The following is a 17,681-nucleotide window of genomic DNA, read 5'->3' as shown; positions in this document are numbered from 1 at the left end:
CCGGCGGGTTCGCGGGGGTCGGGGGGGTCGGGGGTCCAGGGGCCGTGGGCCGCCCAGCCGGTGCCGGCGGCGGGGGGTTCGGGCGCGTCCCTCGGAGGGGGCGGCGCGCCTGGGCCGCTCGGGGGCCACCAGGGTGGGGGTGTGGTCTCCGCTGGGGCCCCGGCCTCGGTGGGTGTGCCGCCGGCGGGGTGGGGGTCGGGTGCGGGGCGTGGGGGCTGGGCGCGCAGTTCCCCGCGCCCCTGGCCAGGCTGACCCTCGGGCCCTTCGGACAGTGCACCCTCCTCGGGGGGCGCTCCGGACCGTCCCAGGTCCCGTGCCGGGCGTGGGGGCTGGGCGCGCCGTTCCCCGCGCCCCTGGCCAGGCTGGCCGTCAGGCCCGTCGGGCGGGGGGTGGGATTGGGGTTCTCTGCGGGATTGGTGGGGTGGGGTGCCCAGGGTGTCTGCCGCTGAGGCGTAGCGGTCGTCCAGGGAGTCCGGTGCGGGCGCGGGGCCCGTGTCCCCGGTGGACTCGTCGTACAGCTGCCCCCACCAGTCGTCCTGCTGATTGGTCGGCGTCTCCCCCTGCTGGCTCATGCCCGTAATTGTCCACCGCGTGGGCCGGATGAAAACGGTGGATCGGTAAAAACCGGCAGGAAGGCGGGACGGGAGGGACCGCCGGACGGTCCCACCCCCCACGGGAGAACCGCCCGACGGCGTCGGTGTGACCGGCCCGGTCCACGCGTCCGGGCCCGTCCCTCCCCAAGTGTGACGTGCCTGCCTGAGGCCCAGCTGTGACGCACGTCCCGGCGCCACCTTGGCAGAGAGCCGGACCGTACGGCGATGATGTGCCGAGGCGGTTTTACGCCGTGGCCGTTTTCCGCCACGGCCGGTCTTCGGGGAGGGGCGTCGCCGCATGCGGGGAGCGACAGGTCTGGCCGCACTCGGGCTGGACGACACGCACGAGTCGGCGTACCGGGCACTGGTGTCCGTGGGCGCCGTCGACGTGCCCGATCTCGCGCGGCGGCTCACGCTCGGCGAGCACGACACCGAGCGCGCGCTGCGCGGCCTGGAGCGGCACGGGCTCGCCGCCCAGTCGTCGGCCCGGCCCGGCCGCTGGGTCGCCGCGCCGCCCGGTGTCGCCCTCGGCGCGCTCCTGACCCAGCGGCGCCACGAGCTGGACCAGGCGGAGCTGACGGCCGTGCTCCTCGCCGAGGAGTACCGCGCGCAGGCCACCGAACCCGCCGCGCACGATCTCGTCGAGGTGGTGACCGGCGCCGCCGCCGTCGCCCAGCGGTTTCTGCAGCTCCAGCTCGGGGCGAGCAACGAGGTGTGTGCCCTGGTCACCGGCAACCCCGTCGTCGTCTCCGGCACGGACAACGACGCGGAGGAGCAGGCCGCGGGCCGCGGTGTCCGTTACCGCGTGGTCGTCGAACGCTCGGTCCTGCACCTGCCGGGCGGCATAGCCGAACTGTCCGCGGCGCTCGGCCGCGACGAGCGGGTCCGGGTCGTGGACACGGTGCCGACGAAGCTGGTGATCGCCGACCGCTCCCTCGCCATGGTGCCGCTGACCTCGCGGACCCTGGAGCCCGCCGCGCTCGTCGTGCACGCGAGCGGTCTGCTCGAATCGCTGTCGGGGCTGTTCGAGTCGGTGTGGCGGAGCGCCCTGCCGCTGCGCCTCGGCGCGCCCGGAACGGTCGTCGAGGAGGAACCGGACGGGCCGGACGGCACCGACCTGGAGATCCTCTCCCTGCTCCTGGCCGGGCTGACCGACGCGAGCGTGGCCAAACAGCTCGACCTGGGACTGCGGACCGTACAGCGCAGGGTGAAGCGGCTGATGGAGCTGACGGGCGTGACGACCCGGCTCCAGCTCGGCTGGCACACGTACGAGAAGGGCTGGGTGGCCCGGGGCCCGCAGGACTGACCTGCGGTCTCCCCCGTCCTCGGGCACGCTGGGCAGATGCAAGCGTGGGAACTCCTCCTGGTCGGCGTGGTGCTGCTGCTCGGCCTGAGCGGAGTCCTCGTGCCCGGCACGCCGGGGTCGTGGCTCGTGTGGGCCGCGGTCCTGTGGTGGGCGTTCGAGGACCCACGGGCCCTCACCTGGGGTGTGCTGGTAGGCGCGACCGCCACCCTCCTCGTCGCCCGGGTGATCCGCTGGCGGCTGCCGCCCCGCAGACTGCGGGCGAGCGGCGTCACCTCCCGCATGGCGGTGTACGCGGGCGTCGGCGCGCTGCTCGGCTTCTTCCTCGTGCCGGTGCTCGGCGCGATCCCCGGCTTCCTCGGCGGCGCCTACCTCACCGAGCGGCTGCGGCTCGGCGGGCACCGGGAGGCGGTGATCTCGGTACGCACGGTGCTGCGCCGGGGCGGGACGAGCGTCCTGGTGGAGCTGTTCGCCTGCCTGCTGGTCGCGGGAGCGTGGCTGGGAGCCGTGATCTGGGGCTGACCGGTGCGGCGGGACGGAGATCCGTGTTTGGCTGCCGGCATGACCGCATTCAGTGAAGCCGAACGGGCGTACCTCAAGTCCCAGCGGCTCGGCCGCCTCGCCACCGTCGACCAGCACGGCCAGCCGCAGGCGAACCCCGTCGGCTTCTACCCGCAGGACGACGGGACGATCCTCATCGGCGGCTACGCCATGGGAACCACCAAGAAGTGGCGCAACCTCCAGAAGAACCCGAAGGTCGCCCTCGTGATCGACGACATCGTCAGCGTCCAGCCCTGGCAGGTGCGCGGCGTGGACATCCGAGGGGACGCCGAACTCCTCACCGGTCCGCACGAGTTGGGCCCGCACTTCAGTGAGGAGCTGATCCGCGTCCATCCCCGGCGGATCCACAGCTGGGGCCTGGAGGAGTAGGCCGGCGAGGCGGCTCCCTCACCGGCCTGCGCGAGTTCGGCCTTCGAGGGGTCGGCCTTCGAGGGCTCGGCCCTCAAGGGTGAGGAGCTGGACCTTGCGTTCCAGTCCGCCCGCGTATCCGGTGAGGGACCCGTCGGCGCCGATCACGCGATGGCACGGGCGGACGATCAGCAGCGGATTGGCGCCGATCGCTCCGCCCACGGCCCGCACGGCGATGCGCGAGGCGCCGATCCGCGCGGCGATCTCGCCGTACGTGGTGGTGGTGCCGTACGGGACGGCGTCGAGGGCGTCCCACACCTTCTCCCGGAACTCGGTGCCGCTCGGCCGCAGTTCCAAGTGGAACTCCTTGAGTTCATGGGCGAAGTAGGCGGCGAGCTGCCGCTCCGCCTCCTCGAAGAGGTCCGGTGCCCGCCGCCAGTCGGGGCCGACCGTGCGGCCGCCCTTCTGGCCGGGCACGGACAGGGAGGTCAGCACCCCGGACTCGTCGGCGGTGAGCAGGAGTTCACCTACGGGGCTGTCGAAGGAGGTGTAGTACGTGGTCATGTGTTCTCGCCTTCCGGCTGGGTCGTTTCGAGGTGTCGCACGGCGTAGGAACGCCACGGACGCCAGGTGTCGGGGACGGGCGCGCCGGGCGGGCCCACATCGGGGTCGCCGAGCGCTCGGGTGCGGATGACGGCCACGACGTGTGCGTCCAGGCCGGGGAGCGCGAGCAGTGCGGCCCGCGCCGCCTCCCGGTCGGCTCCCGGGTCGAGCCGCAGAGCGCCGTCCGCGAGGGCGCCGGCGAGGGCGACGGTGGCGGCGTCGACGGGGGCGCCCGGTGTGCCGCCGGAGTCCGCGAGAGCGGCCGGCTCGGGGAAGACGTGCGTGAGCGTCCCGGAGGGCGGGTCCAGCCGTTTCCCGTACGCCCGCACGAGCCGCCCGGCCTCGTGCCGTCCGACGAGCGCGCGGACGGCCAGCTCTTCCGGGTCGGCGGCCCCGGGCGACCGCAGACCGGGCCTGGCCGCCACCAGCGGAGCCAGCCGCGGGTCCGCGCCCAGCCGTTCGTCCACCGCATACGGGTCGGCGTCGAGGTCGAGGAGGCGGCGCAGCCGCTGTACGGCGGTGGTGAGGTCCCGCAGGTCGGTGAGGTGGAGCAGCGCGTCGAGCCAGCCGCCGCGATGGGCGGACGCGTCCGCCGGCCGCTCCCCGACGCCGACGATCCCCGTTCCGTACGGCAGCCGCAGGGTCCGGCGGTAGGTGCGGGAGCCGCGGTCGCCCGTCATCTCCTCGATGCCCGGGACCGCCTCGGCGCTCAGCAGGTCGAAGACGGCGGCGGCCTGGTACGGGCCGCGGTGGGCCAGCCGCAGCGGGATTCCCGCGGCGGGCGAGGCGGTGGGGCGGGGACCACCGCGGTGCGCGGCGGCGCGCAGTCCGGTCGGGGTGGACGCGTACACGGTCCGGATCGTGTCGTTGAACTGCCGGACGCTCGCGAATCCGGCCGCGAACGCGATCTCGGTGACCGGCAGTCGTGTGGTCTGCAGCAGCACCCGTGCGGTGTGGGCCCGCTGGGCCCGTGCGAGGGCCACCGGGCCCGCGCCCAGTTCGGCGGTGAGCTGCCGCTGCACCTGGCGGGCGCTGTAGCCGAGCCGGACGGCGAGCCCGGCGACGCCCTCGCGGTCGACGACGCCGTCGCCGATCATCCGCATCGCGCGGCCCACGACGTCGGCGCGTACGTTCCACTCGGCGGACCCCGGCGCGGCGTCGGGGCGGCATCTGCGGCAGGCGCGGAACCCCGATCCCTGCGCGGCCGCCGCGGTGGCGTAGTACCGCACGTTCTCCCGTCTGGGGGTCACCGCGGGGCAGCTCGGCCGGCAGTAGATCCCCGTGGTCCGCACAGCGAAGAAGAACGCCCCGTCGAACCGGGCGTCCCGGCTGCGTACGGCTCCGTATCCGGTCTCTTCGTCGATCACCCCTTCAGTCTGCGCCGCCGCCCGCCCGCGGGCTGGCGGATTTCGGACGGGGCGTTGCCAGCCCCTCTTCGCTGCCGCGTGGGCGCCGCCTCCCGCCGGGGGTGGGCGGGACCGGCCGGTCCCGCCCACCCCCGGCGGAGCCTCACTGCCAGGCCCGCTTCCCGCGCTTGGCCTCCATCGCGGCCCGTCCCTCGGCGCCCCGGCGCTTCCACTCCCGCCGCAGTTCGTTGCGGACGCGTACGTCGGTCTTGGCCACGATCCGCTGGTTCTCGCGCAGGAGCTTGCGGTAGCTCTCCAGCCGCCGTTCGGGGAGCACGCCGGAGTCCAGCGCGGCCAGCACCGCGCACCCCGGTTCGGCGACGTGCGCGCAGTCCTGGAACCGGCAGCCCTGGGCGAGTTCCTCGATCTCGGCGAACACCTGCCCGACGCCGCTGCCGGCGTCGAAGAGGCCGACGCCGCGCAGGCCGGGGGTGTCGATCAGCACGCCGCCGCCCGGAAGGACGAGCAGGTTCCGGGTCGTCGTCGTGTGCCGGCCCTTGCCGTCGACGTCGCGGGCCGCCTGGACGGCCAGCACGTCGTCCCCGAGCAGCGCGTTCGCGAGCGTCGACTTGCCCGCTCCCGACTGCCCGAGCAGCACGGACGTGCCGCCGGACACGACGGCCCCGAGCACGTCGAGACCGTCCCCGTCGGTGGAGCTGACCGGCAGCACCTGTACGCCGGGCGCCGCGGTCTCCACGTCCTGCACGAGATACGCCAGACCCACCGGGTCCGGTACGAGGTCGGCCTTGGTCAGCACGACCAGCGGCTGGGCCCCGGACTCCCAGGCCAGGGCCAGGAACCGTTCGATCCGCCCGAGGTCGAGCTCCACCGCCAGGGACACCGCGATGATCGCGAAGTCCACGTTGGCGGCGAGGATCTGCCCTTCCGACCTCTTGGACGAGGTCGACCGCACGAAGGCGGTACGGCGCGGCAGGTAGGACCGGACATAGCGGGGGTCCCCGCCTGCGTCGACGACGGCCCAGTCGCCGGTGCAGATGACCCGGAGCGGGTCGTGCGGGGTGACGAACTCGGTGTCGACCCGCACGAGCCCGTCGGAGGTGACGACATCGCACTGTCCGCGGTCGACGCGCACGACCCGTCCGGGCACGAGCCCGCGCTCCAGGTGGGGGGCGAATTCAGCGGCCCACGCGTCGTCCCAGCCGTAGGGCGCGAGCGGATGAGCCGGAGTGGGGAAAGCGGAGGAGGAAGACAAGGGGTGACCCTTCGAAGGGTGGCCCCGGCCACGCGCACTCGGGCGCGGAGAAGAAGGTTGTCAGCCGGCGACCACAGAGGTGGATTCGATGAACTTCCGGATGCGGGCAGCGCCCATCGCCGTCACAGCCATCGTTCACACCTCCTTGATCACGTCGGTACGTCGCCGGTACCGCTTCGGCACGGCATCGGCGGCGGAGTGCTCCCGCCGCTCGATCACCGCTCGACCGACTCGACCCTAGCCGGACCCTCCGGCCGGGCCAACCGGTTTTTCACGCCCCGACCGGCCCGACCCGGCGCAGGTCAGGTCAGGTCGGTCTCTTGCGCCTCAGCCCGAGTGCGTGCAGGTCCGGCCGTTCAGGGTGAAGTCGACCGGGGTGGAGTTCTCCTCGCGCCACGAGGCGAGGAAGCCCACGTCGAGCGAGCCGCCCGCTTCGACGGTCCTGTTGTAGTCGGCCGCGGTCGCCGTCACGTGCGAGCCGTCCTGGTCGAAGCTGCCGTCCCACATCTGGGTCACCTTCTGCCCGTCGAGGAAGGTCCAGCCGACGCGCCAGGTGTCGAGGGCGTAGTCGGACCTGACGGTGACGGTGGCCTGGAAGCCGTCCGGCCACTCGTTGCTCACCTCGTACCGGGCGTGGCAGACGGCGGGCTCGCTGGGGTTGGGGTCGGCGCCGCTCTGCTCGGCGGAGGACGAGGAGTTGCCCTGGGCCTCCTTCTCCGAGCCGGGATCCGTGCTCTCACCGGACTTCGGTGTCTCCGGGGACGAGGTGGACGAGATCGACTCGCCCACCGAACCGGACCCGGATCCCGACGGCAGGCCGTCGAACGAGGGCACCTGCTCCCCCACGGGCTGCCGCCCCGCCGACTCCGCCGCGACGCCGGAGTCGCCGTCCGAGCCGAACGGCACCAGCGTGACGACGAGTGCGAGGAGCGAGACCCCGGCGGCCACGGCCAGCAGCCCGGCGCGCCCGATCCGGGCCCTGTCGCCGCTCTCCTTCGACCAGAGGGCCGGTCCGTCCGCGTCGTCGGCGGCGCTGCGGCTGAGCCCGGACTCGACGGCTCTGCGCCGCCGTTCCAGGTAGGCGAGCCCGCCCCAGCCGATCACCCCGCCCGCGAGCGCGGCGGGCAGTCCGCCGCCGGAGTGCTTCAGACAGGCGGCGGCCTCCGCGCACTGGACACAGCGCGCCAGGTGCTGCGACAGGTCGTCGGGCACGTCGGCGGCGGGTGACCGCGTGACCGCGTCGAGCAGCCGCGCATAGCTGCGGCACTCCTCGGAGAGCGGGGTGTCGAGGTGATTGCGATGACAGCGGTCACGGAACACTCCGCGCACCTGCTGGAGTTCGTCGACGACACCGGCCGGATCGAGGCCGAGCCGGCGGGCCACCGCGGCCGTCGGGATGGCCTCGACCTCGGCCAGCCAGAGCAGCGCGGCGTCGGGTTCCTGCATGTCCCGCAGCCCGCGCAGGGCCAGCGGCCGGCTGAGGGGCGGCCCCGAGAAGCGTTCGGCCTTCTCGGAGTTGAGCCACAGCCGGAGGTCGGGGTCGAGGCGATCGCCCTGGCCCTGGGCTTCCCAGGCGGCGGTCGTCTGACGTACGGCGGTCAGGAGGAGCGGTATTCGGGGCAGCAGGGGCGAACGCGCCCGGCGCCCGAAACCGCGGCCGCGAGTCTCGGCGGCCTCCGCGGCACGCGCTTCGCGGATGCCACGGGAGAAGGCCTCGGCGGCCAGCGGTCGTGCGTCGGCGGAGCCGCCGGTGCAGAGATCGGCATAGGAAAGAACCGCGTCCCAGCACTCCGAGAACAGTGTTGCCTCGGCGGCGTCCTGAGGGGTCGGCAGGTCTGGCATGGGTGGGGGCTTCACCTGCATCCACAAGGGGGGTCAACTCACCCGTTTAATACGGTAGTTGAGGGGGACGTCTCGCGAAGGGCCGAGTTTTTCACGGTTCCTGCACAACTGACAAGCGGCACCGCCGAATCCGGTTACCGTCGGCCGAGCGCCCCACCGGCCCCAGTGGCCTCAGACGTACGTCCCCCCAGCATCCCCCCAGCGCTCCCTCAGCCCACCGGCACCTCGTCCGGGATCGGCTCGTCCGCCGGGAGGCTGTCCATGAACGAACTGACCGAGAACACCGCGTTCCCCGGTCCGGGCGGGCCGTACCCGGGCGGCGAGGACAGCCCGAAGTCCTCCATCGTCGACCGATAGGCCTCGAGCAGCCGGATGTGGTACTCCAGCGGCGCGCCGTGCGGGTTGGCCTTGCCCAGCGGGGTCGTCGGCTCCGGGCACCAGGTGGTGAAGCGGGGCGTGATGCCCTGCGACATGAAGAACCGCAGCCCCTCCGTCGTGGACGCGATCGCCTCGTCGACCGTCGTGAACCCGAAGGGCTCGGCCATCTCCACCCCCGCGACGAAGTTCGGGATGACATTGCGCGCGCCGAAGACCTCCGCGGAGTCGAGGATGCGCTTGTGCCACTCGGCGCGGCCTACGTAGCGCTCCTTGCCGGGGCAGTACAGCTCGAAGAGCCTGCGGTCCCACACCTCGTAGTTGGGGTGGTAGATCTGCACGCCGTAGTCCTTGAAGCGCTGCACGTCGTCGCGGGGCAGCGCCTGTGCCACGACCTTCCCGATCCACCGTCCCGGGAAGTGCTCCTCGATGGCCTTGGCGTACATGCCGTAGAAGTCGGCCTCGTCGCGGCCCTGGAGCTTGGTGGTGATCGCGCCGCCGGTCAGCGTGTAGGCGGTGGACACCTTCGCGGTGTCGTACTTGTTGATGATCTCCAGCGCTTCGAGGACCTCGTCGACGTCCTTCACACCGGTGTACGGGCGGCCCGCCGCCTTCTGCTGGCGCCAGTTGTGGTTGATGTCGCAGTACTGGCACTCCTCCTTGGCGCCGAAGTACTGGCAGACGCGGAAGACCGTGAGGTAGACGAGATAGCCCCACTGGATGGTCGGGGCCACCTCCATGACGGACTTCCCGTTGGAGAGCTTGTGCCGGTAGTACTCCGGCATCGGCGGCACCCCGACGTCCGAGATCCGCTTCCCGTCGAGGTACAGCCCCAGCAGGCCGTCCTCACCGGCGGCGACCCGGTACGGCGAGGACGGATTGACGCGTACGGACACGACGGTGCGCCGCAGGTCGTACGGGCCGCCGGTGAGGATGATCTCCTCGGGCGGCCTGCGCAGCGCGGCCTCGCCGAGCTCGGGCAGGGTGCCGTGGTCGAAGGAGAAGATGAAGTAGGACTTCGGCTTGACGTCACCCTTCTCGTTGTCGCTGAGTGCCGTGTCGTCGAAGGCCACCCCTCCACGGAGGAGGTCCTCCTTGAAGACGGCCTCTCGCGGTACGTGCGGGAACCTTTCCATCAGGTCCTCGACCAGCGCGGTTCGGCTGCCCATCCCGTCCTCCTCGCTCCCGGCGGCTGTGCTCGACTCCTCACGGTATGCCACCCCTGTGGCCGGTCCGTGGCGGGTCCCCTCCCGAGGGAGCCGGCGGGTCCCCGGCGGCACTCCGCCGCCGGACCTGGCGAGGTAGGTTCCAGCAGTGGCCGTGTTCCCGGTCACGGACACCTGGTGGCAGCGGGAAGGACGACGGATGGCTGAGGCCCTGACGAACTGGGCGGGGAACATCACGTACTCCGCCGAGGAGCTGCAGCGACCGCGCTCGCTCGACGCGCTCCGCTCGCTCGTCGCGCGCAGCGGCCGGGTGCGGGTGCTCGGCAGCGGGCACTCGTTCAACCTGATCGCCGAGCCGGGCAGCGGGGGCGTGCTGCTCTCACTGACCGGCCTGCCGCCGTCCGTCGAGGTGGACACGGAGGCCCGTACGGTCCGGGTGGCGGGCGGGGTGCGGTACGCGGAGCTGGCGCGGGCGGTGCACGAGCACGGGTTCGCGCTGCCCAACATGGCCTCCTTGCCGCACATCTCGGTGGCGGGTTCGGTGGCGACCGGCACGCACGGTTCGGGGAACACGAACGGCTCGCTGGCGTCGCCCGTACGGGAGGTCGAACTGGTCCTCGCCGACGGGTCGGACCTGGCCGTCGGCCGCGACGACGCCCGCTTCGACGGGGCCGTGACCTCGCTGGGCGCGCTCGGTGTCGTCACCGCGCTCACCCTGGACCTGGTGCCGGACTTCGAGGTCGCCCAGCACGTGTTCCGCGAGTTCCCGCTCGCCGGGCTGGACTTCGAGACGGTGTCGGCCTCGGCGTACAGCGTGAGCCTGTTCACCGACTGGCGGCGGTCCGGGTTCGTGCAGGCGTGGGTGAAGCGGCGTACCGACGTGCCGTGGGACGGCTTTCCGTGGGCCGAGCCGTCCGCCGAGGCGATGCACCCGGTGCCGGGGATGCCCGCCGTCAACTGCACCCAGCAGTTCGGGGTGCCGGGGCCCTGGCACGAGCGACTGCCGCACTTCCGGCCCGAGTTCACCCCGAGCAGCGGCTCCGAGCTCCAGTCGGAGTACCTGCTCCCGCGCTCGCACGCCGTCGACGCGCTGCACGCCCTCGACGCGATCCGCGAGACGGTCGCGCCGGTGCTGCAGATCTGCGAGGTGCGCACGGTCGCCGCCGACAGCCAGTGGCTGAGCCCGGCGTACGGGCGGGACACGGTGGCGTTCCACTTCACCTGGGTCGAGGACACGGCGGCGGTGCTGCCCGTGGTGCGGCGGATGGAGGAGGCGCTCGCGCCGTTCGCCGCGCGGCCGCACTGGGGGAAGGTGTTCGCGGTCGCGGCGCCGGCGCTGCGCGAGCTCTATCCGCGGATGGGTGACTTCAGGGCTCTGGCGGAGTCGCTCGACCCGACGGGGACGTTCCGCAACGCGTTCGTGAGCGACGTGCTCGGCTGAGGCAAGGGGCCGCCCCACATACGTTTCCGGCCAGTCGCCTCGCGATTAAGTCAGTCGATTGACTTAAGCGGGAAGGGCGGTGTCTAGTGCTCGTGTGAACAGCACCCAGCCCCGCACCGGCCGAGGCGCCGACACCCGTGAGGCCATCCTGACGGCGGCCGAGCACCTCTACGCCGAGCACGGGCTGTCGAGCGTCTCCAACCGGCAGATCGGCGAGGCGGCTGGCCAGGGCAACACCACCGCCGTCAGCTACCACTTCGGCAGCAAGGCCACGCTCGTGCGGGCCATCATGAACAGACACAGCACGCGCGTCGACGCGATCCGCACGCGCTACGTGGAGGCGGCCGGCGACAGCACCGACCTGCGGGACTGGGTGGGCTGCCTGCTGCGGCCCGGGGCCGACCACCTCGCCTCCCTCGGCGTCCCCTCCTGGCATGCCCGGTTCGCGGTGCAGGTGATGACCGACCCGCTGATGCGGACCGTGGTGGAGGACGAGTCCCTCACCCGCGACAGCCTGCGCCGCACTCTCCAGGGCCTCGGCCGGTGCCTGTACGACGTCGTGCCTCCCGAGGTCCGTCCCACCCGGGCCGAGATGGCCCGCCACCTGATCACCCACACCTTCGCGGAGCGGGAACGCGCCCTGGCCGAGGCCGCCGCCACCGCCGCGAGCACCGGTACGGCCCTGGCCGCGGCCGAGCCCGCCGCGGCCTGGGCGCGCACGGCCGACACGCTGGAGGACGCGCTGGTGGGACTGCTCGCCGCGGCCACCGCCCACCGCTGAGCCGACCACCGAGAACCGACCCACCCGAACCGACCGAACCGACCGAACCGAATCAGTCCCGACCGACAAGGGAGAACATGAAGATCACCGTGGACGAGGACAAGTGCTGCGGCGCGGGACAGTGCGTACTGATCGCGCCGGAGGTGTTCGACCAGCGTGACGAGGACGGCATCGTCGTGCTGCTCGACGCCACCCCCGCCGCCGACCGGCACGAGGTGGTCCGCGAGTCCGCCGCCATCTGCCCCGGCGCGGCCATCCACCTCCATGAGGACGTGTGAGCGCGCCGTCCAGCGTGCTCGTCGTCGGAGCGGGTGCCGCGGGTCTCGGCGTCGTGGAGAACCTGCGCCGCAAGGGCTACCGCGAGCGGATCACGCTGCTCGGCGAGGAGACCGGCGCACCCTACGACCGGCCGCCCCTGTCCAAGCAGGTGCTGGCCGGCACCTGGCAGGCCGAGCGCACCCACCTGCGCACCCGTGACGTACTGGACGCCCTGGACGCCGAGTTCGTCCTCGACGAGCGCGCGCTGGCCCTCGACACCGCCACGCGGACCGTGCGCACCGCGAGCGGAACGCGGCTGCGGGCGGAGGCCGTCGTGCTGACCACCGGACTGCACGCGCGCAGACTGCCCGCCCTGTCGGGTACGGCGGGCGTGCATGTGCTGCGGACCCTCGGCGACGCCGCCCGGCTGCGCGAGGAACTGCTGGAGGCCGAACGGGTCGTGGTCGTCGGCGACGGGGTGCTCGGTGCCGAGATCGCCGCCACCGCCCGCCTCATGGGTGCCGACGTCACCCTCACCGGGCCCCAGGCGGCGCCCATGCAGGCGCAGTTGGGCCATGACATCGCCCAGCGGCTCGCCGCCCTGCACACCGGGCACGGGGTGCGGCTGCGCCCTGACACCCTGGTGGACGGGCTGGAGACGGCCGACGGACACGTCACCGGCGTCCGCACGGCCGGCGGCGACACCCTCCCCGCCGACCTCGTCGTCTCGGCGGTCGGCTCCACCCCCGCCACCGCCTGGCTGGCCGACAGCGGGCTGCTCCTGGCGGACGGTGTGGTGTGCGACTCCCGCTGCCGCGCCGCCGACGGTGTCTACGCCGCCGGGGACATGGCCCGCTTCCACCACGAGGGCCTGGGCCGGTCGCTGCGGCTGGAGAACCGCACGAACGCCACCGAGCAGGCCATGCTCGTCGCGACGAACCTCCTGGGCGAGGACCGCCCCTACCGTCCCGTCCCCTACTTCTGGACCGACCAGCTCGGCGTCAAGATCCAGGTGTACGGGCTGCCCGCGCCCACCGCCACCGTGCACATCGTCGAAGGCGACCCGGAACAGGGCCGGTTCGTCGCGCGGTACCTCGACGACGAGGGCCGCCCGGTCGCCGTCCTGGGCTGGAACATGCCCAAGCAGACCGGCCGGCACCGTCAGCACCTCCTCGGCCGGTACGCCCCCGAGACCCCCTAGGTCCTGCCGGGCCGGCCCAGCGCCGTCCCGCGCCGACCGAGGCACCGCCAACCGTCCGGCACGCCTCCCACCCCTTCGTACGACCCCTTCGTACGACGGAGGCGGCCCCCCACCGGAGGACACCATGACCAGCACCCCCACCACCCCCGAGGCGAGCACCCTCGACCTCCCCGACTTCCCCGCGCCGCGCTCCGCGCAGTGCCCCTTCGCCCCCTCGCCCGAGATGCGGGCGCTGTCCGGGTACGGGCCGCTCACCCGGGTCCGCTCCTGGGGCGAGAGCACCCCCTGGGCCGTGACCGGGCATGCCGAGCAGAAGACGCTGCTCGCCGACGCGCGGCTGAGCGCCCAGTTCACCCACCCCGGCTTCCCAAGCCCCGTGGACCCGGCGCACGCCCACGCCGGCAGCACCGACATGAGTTTCGTCGCCATGGACGACCCCGAGCACGCCCGGCTGCGCCGCATGGTCAGCGGCGTCTTCACCATCAAACGCGTCGAGGCGATGCGGCCCCGGGTGCAGAAGATGGCCGACGACTTCATCGACGCGATGCTGGCGGGCCCCGACCCCGCCGACCTCGTCCAGGCCCTCGCCCTGCCGATTCCCTCGCTCGTCATATCCGACATGCTCGGAGTCCCCTACGAGGACCACGAGTTCTTCCAGACCAACAGCAAGACCATCGTCTCCACCGTCGCCACCCCCCAGGAACGCCAGGCGGCCCACACCAACCTCGCCACGTACCTCGACGACCTGGTCGGCCGCAAACTGACCGAGCCGGGCGACGACCTCCTCTCCAGCCTCGGCGCGCAGATCAAGAACGGCGAGCTGACCCGCCGCGAGGCCACCGCGATGGGCGTGCTGCTGCTCCTGGGCGGACACGAGACGACCGCGAACATGATCAGCCTGGGCACGCTGCTGCTCCTGCAGCACCCCGAGCAGCTCGCCCTGATCCGCGACACGGACGACCCCGCCGTCGTCCGCGACGCCGTCGAGGAACTCCTGCGCTTCCTCTCCATCGTCCACCTCGGCCGCCGCCGGACCGCCCTGGAGGACATCGAGATCGCCGGTCACACCATCCGCGCCGGTGACGGCGTCATCCTCCTCAGCGAACTCGCCAACCGCGACCCGTCGGTCTTCACCGAGCCCGACCGCCTCGACATCACCCGCGACGCCCGCCACCACCAGGCGTTCGGCTCCGGCACCCACCACTGTGTCGGCCAGCCGCTGGCCCGGATGGAGCTCCAGGTCATCTACCCCACCCTGTTCCGCCGCATCCCCACCCTCCGCACGGTCGACGCCGTCGACGCCGTCCCCTTCAAGTACGACGCCGTCATCTACGGCCTCCACGCGCTGCCCGTCACCTGGTGACGACGGACGCACCCCACGAACTCAGGTCCCCGCGGGCGGTCGCTCGCGGGGACCTGTGGCCGTCACCACCGTCGCCCTCACCTTCGTCAGCGGCCGTGACACCTTCCTGCGGCCCCCGGTCATAGGCCAGGATCAGGAGTCGTGGACCGTGCGGGTCGGGTAGACCGGCATCAGGAGCTGACCTAGGAGAACGATGTCTGTCCGCACCACCCCGCCCGTGCCCGTCCACCCCGTCGAGTACATCGAGGACGTGTCGCCCGGGAGCGGCGCGCTGCCGCCCCGCGCCTGGTACGCGTCCTCCGACGCCGCATCCCTCTCGCTGAACGGCAGATGGCGCTTCCGGCTGTCGGCGACGGCGGACGCCGAGGACGACTCCTTCGCCGAGGAGGGGTACGACTCCGGGGACTGGGCAAAGGTGACGGTCCCCGGGCACTGGGTCCTCCAGGGCGACGGGGACTTCGGTGCGCCCGTCTACACCAACCACCGGTATCCCTTCCCGGTGGACCCGCCCCGGGTGCCCACCGAGAACCCGACCGGTGACCATCTGCGGGTCTTCGACCTGCCGGACGACTGGCCCCCGTCCCAGGGCGCGGGCGCCGTGCTGCGCTTCGACGGGGTCGAGTCCTGTGCCCGGGTCTGGCTGAACGGCACGGACCTCGGCGAGTTCAAGGGGTCCCGGCTGCCCCACGAGTTCGCGGTCGGGCACCTGTTGAAGCCCGCCGGGAACGTCCTCGCGGTGCGGGTCCACCAGTGGTCGGCGGGTTCGTACCTGGAGGACCAGGACCAGTGGTGGCTGCCCGGCATCTTCCGTGACGTCACCCTGCTCCACCGTCCGGCGGGCAGCGCGCTCGACTTCTTCGTGCACTCCCCCTACGACCACCGTGAGGGCACCGGGACCCTGCGCGTCGACTCCGACGTCGACGGCCGGATCGTCGTGCCCGGCCTGGACATCGACGTCGAGACCGGGCAGGCCATCACCGTGCCGGTACGGCCGTGGACCGCCGAGACACCCCACCTGTACGACGCCACGCTGGTCACGGACGGGGAGCGGATCCCGCTGCGCATCGGGTTCCGTACGGTCGCCCTGGAGGACGGCCTGATCAAGGTCAACGGCCGGCCCCTGCTCTTCCGGGGCGTCAACCGGCACGAGTGGCACCCCGAGCACGGCCGCGCCCTGGACCTGGAGACCATGCGCGAGGACGTGCTGCTGATGAAGCGGCACAACCTCAACGCGGTGCGCACCTCGCACTACCCGCCGCACCCGGCCTTCCTGGACCTGTGCGACGAGTACGGGCTGTGGGTCGTCGACGAGTGCGACCTGGAGACCCACGGTTTCACCGAGCAGGCCTGGCGCGACAACCCGGTGGACGACGACCGCTGGACCCCGGCGCTCCTGGACCGGGCGGCCCGCATGGTCGAGCGCGACAAGAACCACCCCTCGGTCGTCATCTGGTCGCTGGGCAACGAGGCGGGCACCGGGCGCGGCCTGACCGCCATGGCCGAGTGGATCCGCGGCCGGGACGGATCGCGGCTCATCCACTACGAGGGCGACGGGAACTGCCGTGACACGGACGTGTACTCGCGGATGTACGCGGACCACGCCGAGGTCGAGCGGATCGGCCGGGGCCTGGACGGCGGCCCGGCCGGGCGGCGCCGGCTCCCCTTCATCCAGTGCGAGTACGGGCACGCCATGGGCAACGGACCCGGTGGACTCGCCGACTACCAGCGGATCTTCGAGGCGCACGAGCGGATCCAGGGCGGTTTCGTCTGGGAGTGGATCGACCACGGCGTCAAGGACGAGCGGTACGGCTTCGCGTACGGCGGTGACTTCGGCGAGGAGCTGCACGACGGGAACTTCGTCTGCGACGGGCTCCTCTTCCCGGACCGCACGCCCTCGCCCGGCCTCCTGGAGTACAAGAAGGTCGTCGAGCCGGTCCGCATCGAGGGCGAGGGCACAGGCGGGGGCGGCCCCACCGGCGGCACGGTCCGGGTGACCAACAGGTTCGACTTCGCGGACCTCTCCGCGCTGGCCTTCACCTGGTCGTACGACGTCGACGGCGAGGCGGTCGAGACGGGTCCCCTGAGCGTGCCCGCGCTCGCGCCGGGCGAGTTCGCCGACGTGAAGCTGCCGGAGCCCGCGTCCGACCCGTACCCGCGGGGCGCGGAGACCAGGTGGACCGTCCGGGCGGCGCTCGCCGAGGACACGCCCTGGGCGCCGAAGGGACACCTGGTGGCATGGGCCCAACTGCCGCTCACGGAACGCCCGTCGGCGCGGGTGGTAGCCGGTGGGCGGCCCGTCCCGGACGGGCGGGGAGGTGTCACGCTCGGGCCCGCCGTCTTCTCGGCCAGGACCGGTGAGCTGACGTCCCTGGGCGGGATCGACGTGGTCGGCCCGAAGCTGGATGTGTGGCGGGCCCCGACCGACAACGACGACGGCGCGTCCTGGCAGCCGGACATCCGCTACGGCCCGCTGTGGCGCAGGCTCGGCCTGCACCGGATGCAGCACCGGCTTGACGCGGTCGAGTGGGGCGAGGACGCGCTGACGGTACGGGCCCGGGTGGCGCCCGCCGCGTCGGACGTGGGCCTGCGCACGGTCCACCGCTGGACGTCCGACGGGACCCGGCTGAGGCTGACCGTCTCCGTGGCACCCGAGGGCGACTGGAGAGTACCGCTGCCACGGCTCGGCATCCGCCTCGGGCTGGTCGCCGCCGCCGACCGGGTGAACCGGGTGAAGTGGCACGGCGGCGGCCCCGGCGAGGGGTACCCGGACACCGACTCGGCCTCGATGCTGGGGCGTTGGGAGTCCACGGTGAACGATCTGCAGACGCCGTACGTCCGCCCGCAGGAGAACGGCGCCCGCGCGGACGTCCGCTGGGCGGAGCTCGGCGCGGGGCCCGGTCTGCCCGCCCTGCGGGTCGAGGGCGAGCCGGAGTTCTGGTTCACGGCACGTCGCTGGACGAGCGAGCAGCTGGACGCGGCGGACCACCTGACGGACCTGACACCGGGCGACACGGTGTGGGTCAACCTCGACCACGGTCAGCAGGGCATCGGGTCGCAGTCCTGCGGCCCCGGCGCGTTGCCGCAGTACCAACTCCTGGTTCGGCCCGCCGAGTTCTCCTTCGTGTTCGCGGAGGTCGACGGCTGATCGTCCGGCGGACGCGCACCGTGACCCGGGTTGCCGTCGATCGGGAGTGATGTTGACTCCGGTCGGCGGCAGTCCTGTCTGA

14 protein-coding genes are annotated in these 17,681 nt (G+C 72.7%); 9 read left to right on the top strand and 5 right to left on the bottom strand.

Features of this window, described 5'->3' with window-relative positions; all coding sequences use genetic code 11:
* Window positions 1-891 precede the first annotated feature (891 nt).
* Genes ACLVWQ_RS02435 through ACLVWQ_RS02425 form a run of 3 tightly spaced genes read left to right on the top strand, consistent with a single transcriptional unit; the run spans window position 892 to window position 2,826 of the window.
* Entirely contained in the window at window positions 892-1,899 is a 1,008-nt protein-coding gene (locus ACLVWQ_RS02435) for a winged helix-turn-helix transcriptional regulator (RefSeq protein WP_414106403.1), read from the top strand.
* A gap of 36 nt (window positions 1,900-1,935) precedes the next feature.
* The gene (locus ACLVWQ_RS02430; protein ID WP_414106402.1) at window positions 1,936-2,418 is read left to right on the top strand and encodes a DUF456 domain-containing protein; all 483 of its coding nucleotides are present in this window, start codon (window positions 1,936-1,938) and stop codon (window positions 2,416-2,418) included.
* A gap of 39 nt (window positions 2,419-2,457) precedes the next feature.
* On the top strand, window positions 2,458-2,826 hold the full coding sequence (locus tag ACLVWQ_RS02425) for a PPOX class F420-dependent oxidoreductase (RefSeq protein ID WP_414106401.1): 369 nt from the start codon (window positions 2,458-2,460) through the stop codon (window positions 2,824-2,826).
* Between the two features lie 18 nt (window positions 2,827-2,844).
* On the opposite strand, the gene ACLVWQ_RS02420 is transcribed toward ACLVWQ_RS02425, so the two are convergent.
* The 5 genes from ACLVWQ_RS02420 to ACLVWQ_RS02400 form a co-directional block, all read right to left on the bottom strand.
* Complete coding sequence (locus tag ACLVWQ_RS02420; protein ID WP_414106400.1) at window positions 2,845-3,369, bottom strand: methylated-DNA--[protein]-cysteine S-methyltransferase; 525 nt, start codon at window positions 3,367-3,369, stop codon at window positions 2,845-2,847.
* Window positions 3,366-4,772 (bottom strand): bifunctional transcriptional activator/DNA repair enzyme AdaA, encoded by a 1,407-nt coding sequence (locus tag ACLVWQ_RS02415; RefSeq protein WP_414106416.1) that lies wholly within the window; start codon window positions 4,770-4,772, stop codon window positions 3,366-3,368. Before ACLVWQ_RS02415 ends, ACLVWQ_RS02420 begins: the two co-directional genes overlap by 4 nt.
* Before the next feature lie 145 nt (window positions 4,773-4,917).
* On the bottom strand, window positions 4,918-6,027 hold the full coding sequence (rsgA, locus tag ACLVWQ_RS02410; protein ID WP_414106399.1) for a ribosome small subunit-dependent GTPase A: 1,110 nt from the start codon (window positions 6,025-6,027) through the stop codon (window positions 4,918-4,920).
* A gap of 327 nt (window positions 6,028-6,354) precedes the next feature.
* Window positions 6,355-7,869: a cellulose binding domain-containing protein gene (locus ACLVWQ_RS02405; RefSeq protein WP_414106398.1), complete on the bottom strand. Its 1,515-nt coding sequence runs from the start codon at window positions 7,867-7,869 to the stop codon at window positions 6,355-6,357.
* A gap of 209 nt (window positions 7,870-8,078) precedes the next feature.
* Entirely contained in the window at window positions 8,079-9,413 is a 1,335-nt protein-coding gene (locus ACLVWQ_RS02400) for a radical SAM protein (protein ID WP_414106397.1), read from the bottom strand.
* Between the two features lie 196 nt (window positions 9,414-9,609).
* Here ACLVWQ_RS02400 and ACLVWQ_RS02395 point away from each other — a divergent pair, with 196 nt between their 5' ends.
* The 6 genes from ACLVWQ_RS02395 to ACLVWQ_RS02370 all read left to right on the top strand — a co-directional run bounded on the left by ACLVWQ_RS02395 (window position 9,610) and on the right by ACLVWQ_RS02370 (window position 17,599).
* A complete protein-coding gene (locus ACLVWQ_RS02395; protein ID WP_414106396.1) occupies window positions 9,610-10,851 on the top strand; it encodes a D-arabinono-1,4-lactone oxidase in 1,242 nt (413 codons plus the stop codon).
* Window positions 10,852-10,945: 94 nt separating this feature from the next.
* Window positions 10,946-11,632 (top strand): TetR/AcrR family transcriptional regulator, encoded by a 687-nt coding sequence (locus ACLVWQ_RS02390; RefSeq protein ID WP_414106395.1) that lies wholly within the window; start codon window positions 10,946-10,948, stop codon window positions 11,630-11,632.
* Window positions 11,633-11,709: 77 nt separating this feature from the next.
* Window positions 11,710-11,910: a ferredoxin gene (locus ACLVWQ_RS02385; RefSeq protein WP_414106394.1), complete on the top strand. Its 201-nt coding sequence runs from the start codon at window positions 11,710-11,712 to the stop codon at window positions 11,908-11,910.
* Window positions 11,907-13,091, top strand: coding sequence for an NAD(P)/FAD-dependent oxidoreductase (locus ACLVWQ_RS02380; RefSeq protein ID WP_414106393.1), 1,185 nt, complete (start codon window positions 11,907-11,909; stop codon window positions 13,089-13,091). Before ACLVWQ_RS02385 ends, ACLVWQ_RS02380 begins: the two co-directional genes overlap by 4 nt.
* A 124-nt stretch (window positions 13,092-13,215) precedes the next feature.
* Complete coding sequence (locus ACLVWQ_RS02375; protein ID WP_414106392.1) at window positions 13,216-14,454, top strand: cytochrome P450; 1,239 nt, start codon at window positions 13,216-13,218, stop codon at window positions 14,452-14,454.
* Window positions 14,455-14,647: 193 nt separating this feature from the next.
* Window positions 14,648-17,599 carry a glycoside hydrolase family 2 TIM barrel-domain containing protein gene (locus ACLVWQ_RS02370; RefSeq protein WP_414106391.1) on the top strand — a complete coding sequence of 984 codons (2,952 nt, stop codon included), beginning with the start codon at window positions 14,648-14,650 and terminating at the stop codon, window positions 17,597-17,599.
* Window positions 17,600-17,681: the final 82 nt, after the last annotated feature.

The organism is Streptomyces sp. CWNU-52B (assembly GCF_047444975.1).
In the GTDB taxonomy this organism is placed as follows: Bacteria; Actinomycetota; Actinomycetes; order Streptomycetales; family Streptomycetaceae; genus Streptomyces.
The sequence above is the reverse complement of the archived record's forward strand: the minus strand, read 5'-3'. Positions and strand labels throughout refer to the sequence as shown.

Coding starts and splice junctions, on each gene's coding strand:
- ACLVWQ_RS02435 (WP_414106403.1), top strand. CDS start 892: ATGCGGGGAGCGACAGGTCTGGCCGCACTCGGGCTGGACGACACGCAC.
- ACLVWQ_RS02430 (WP_414106402.1), top strand. CDS start 1,936: ATGCAAGCGTGGGAACTCCTCCTGGTCGGCGTGGTGCTGCTGCTCGGC.
- ACLVWQ_RS02425 (WP_414106401.1), top strand. CDS start 2,458: ATGACCGCATTCAGTGAAGCCGAACGGGCGTACCTCAAGTCCCAGCGG.
- ACLVWQ_RS02420 (WP_414106400.1), bottom strand. CDS start 3,369: ATGACCACGTACTACACCTCCTTCGACAGCCCCGTAGGTGAACTCCTG.
- ACLVWQ_RS02405 (WP_414106398.1), bottom strand. CDS start 7,869: ATGCCAGACCTGCCGACCCCTCAGGACGCCGCCGAGGCAACACTGTTC.
- ACLVWQ_RS02400 (WP_414106397.1), bottom strand. CDS start 9,413: ATGGGCAGCCGAACCGCGCTGGTCGAGGACCTGATGGAAAGGTTCCCG.
- ACLVWQ_RS02395 (WP_414106396.1), top strand. CDS start 9,610: ATGGCTGAGGCCCTGACGAACTGGGCGGGGAACATCACGTACTCCGCC.
- ACLVWQ_RS02385 (WP_414106394.1), top strand. CDS start 11,710: ATGAAGATCACCGTGGACGAGGACAAGTGCTGCGGCGCGGGACAGTGC.
- ACLVWQ_RS02375 (WP_414106392.1), top strand. CDS start 13,216: ATGACCAGCACCCCCACCACCCCCGAGGCGAGCACCCTCGACCTCCCC.
- ACLVWQ_RS02370 (WP_414106391.1), top strand. CDS start 14,648: ATGTCTGTCCGCACCACCCCGCCCGTGCCCGTCCACCCCGTCGAGTAC.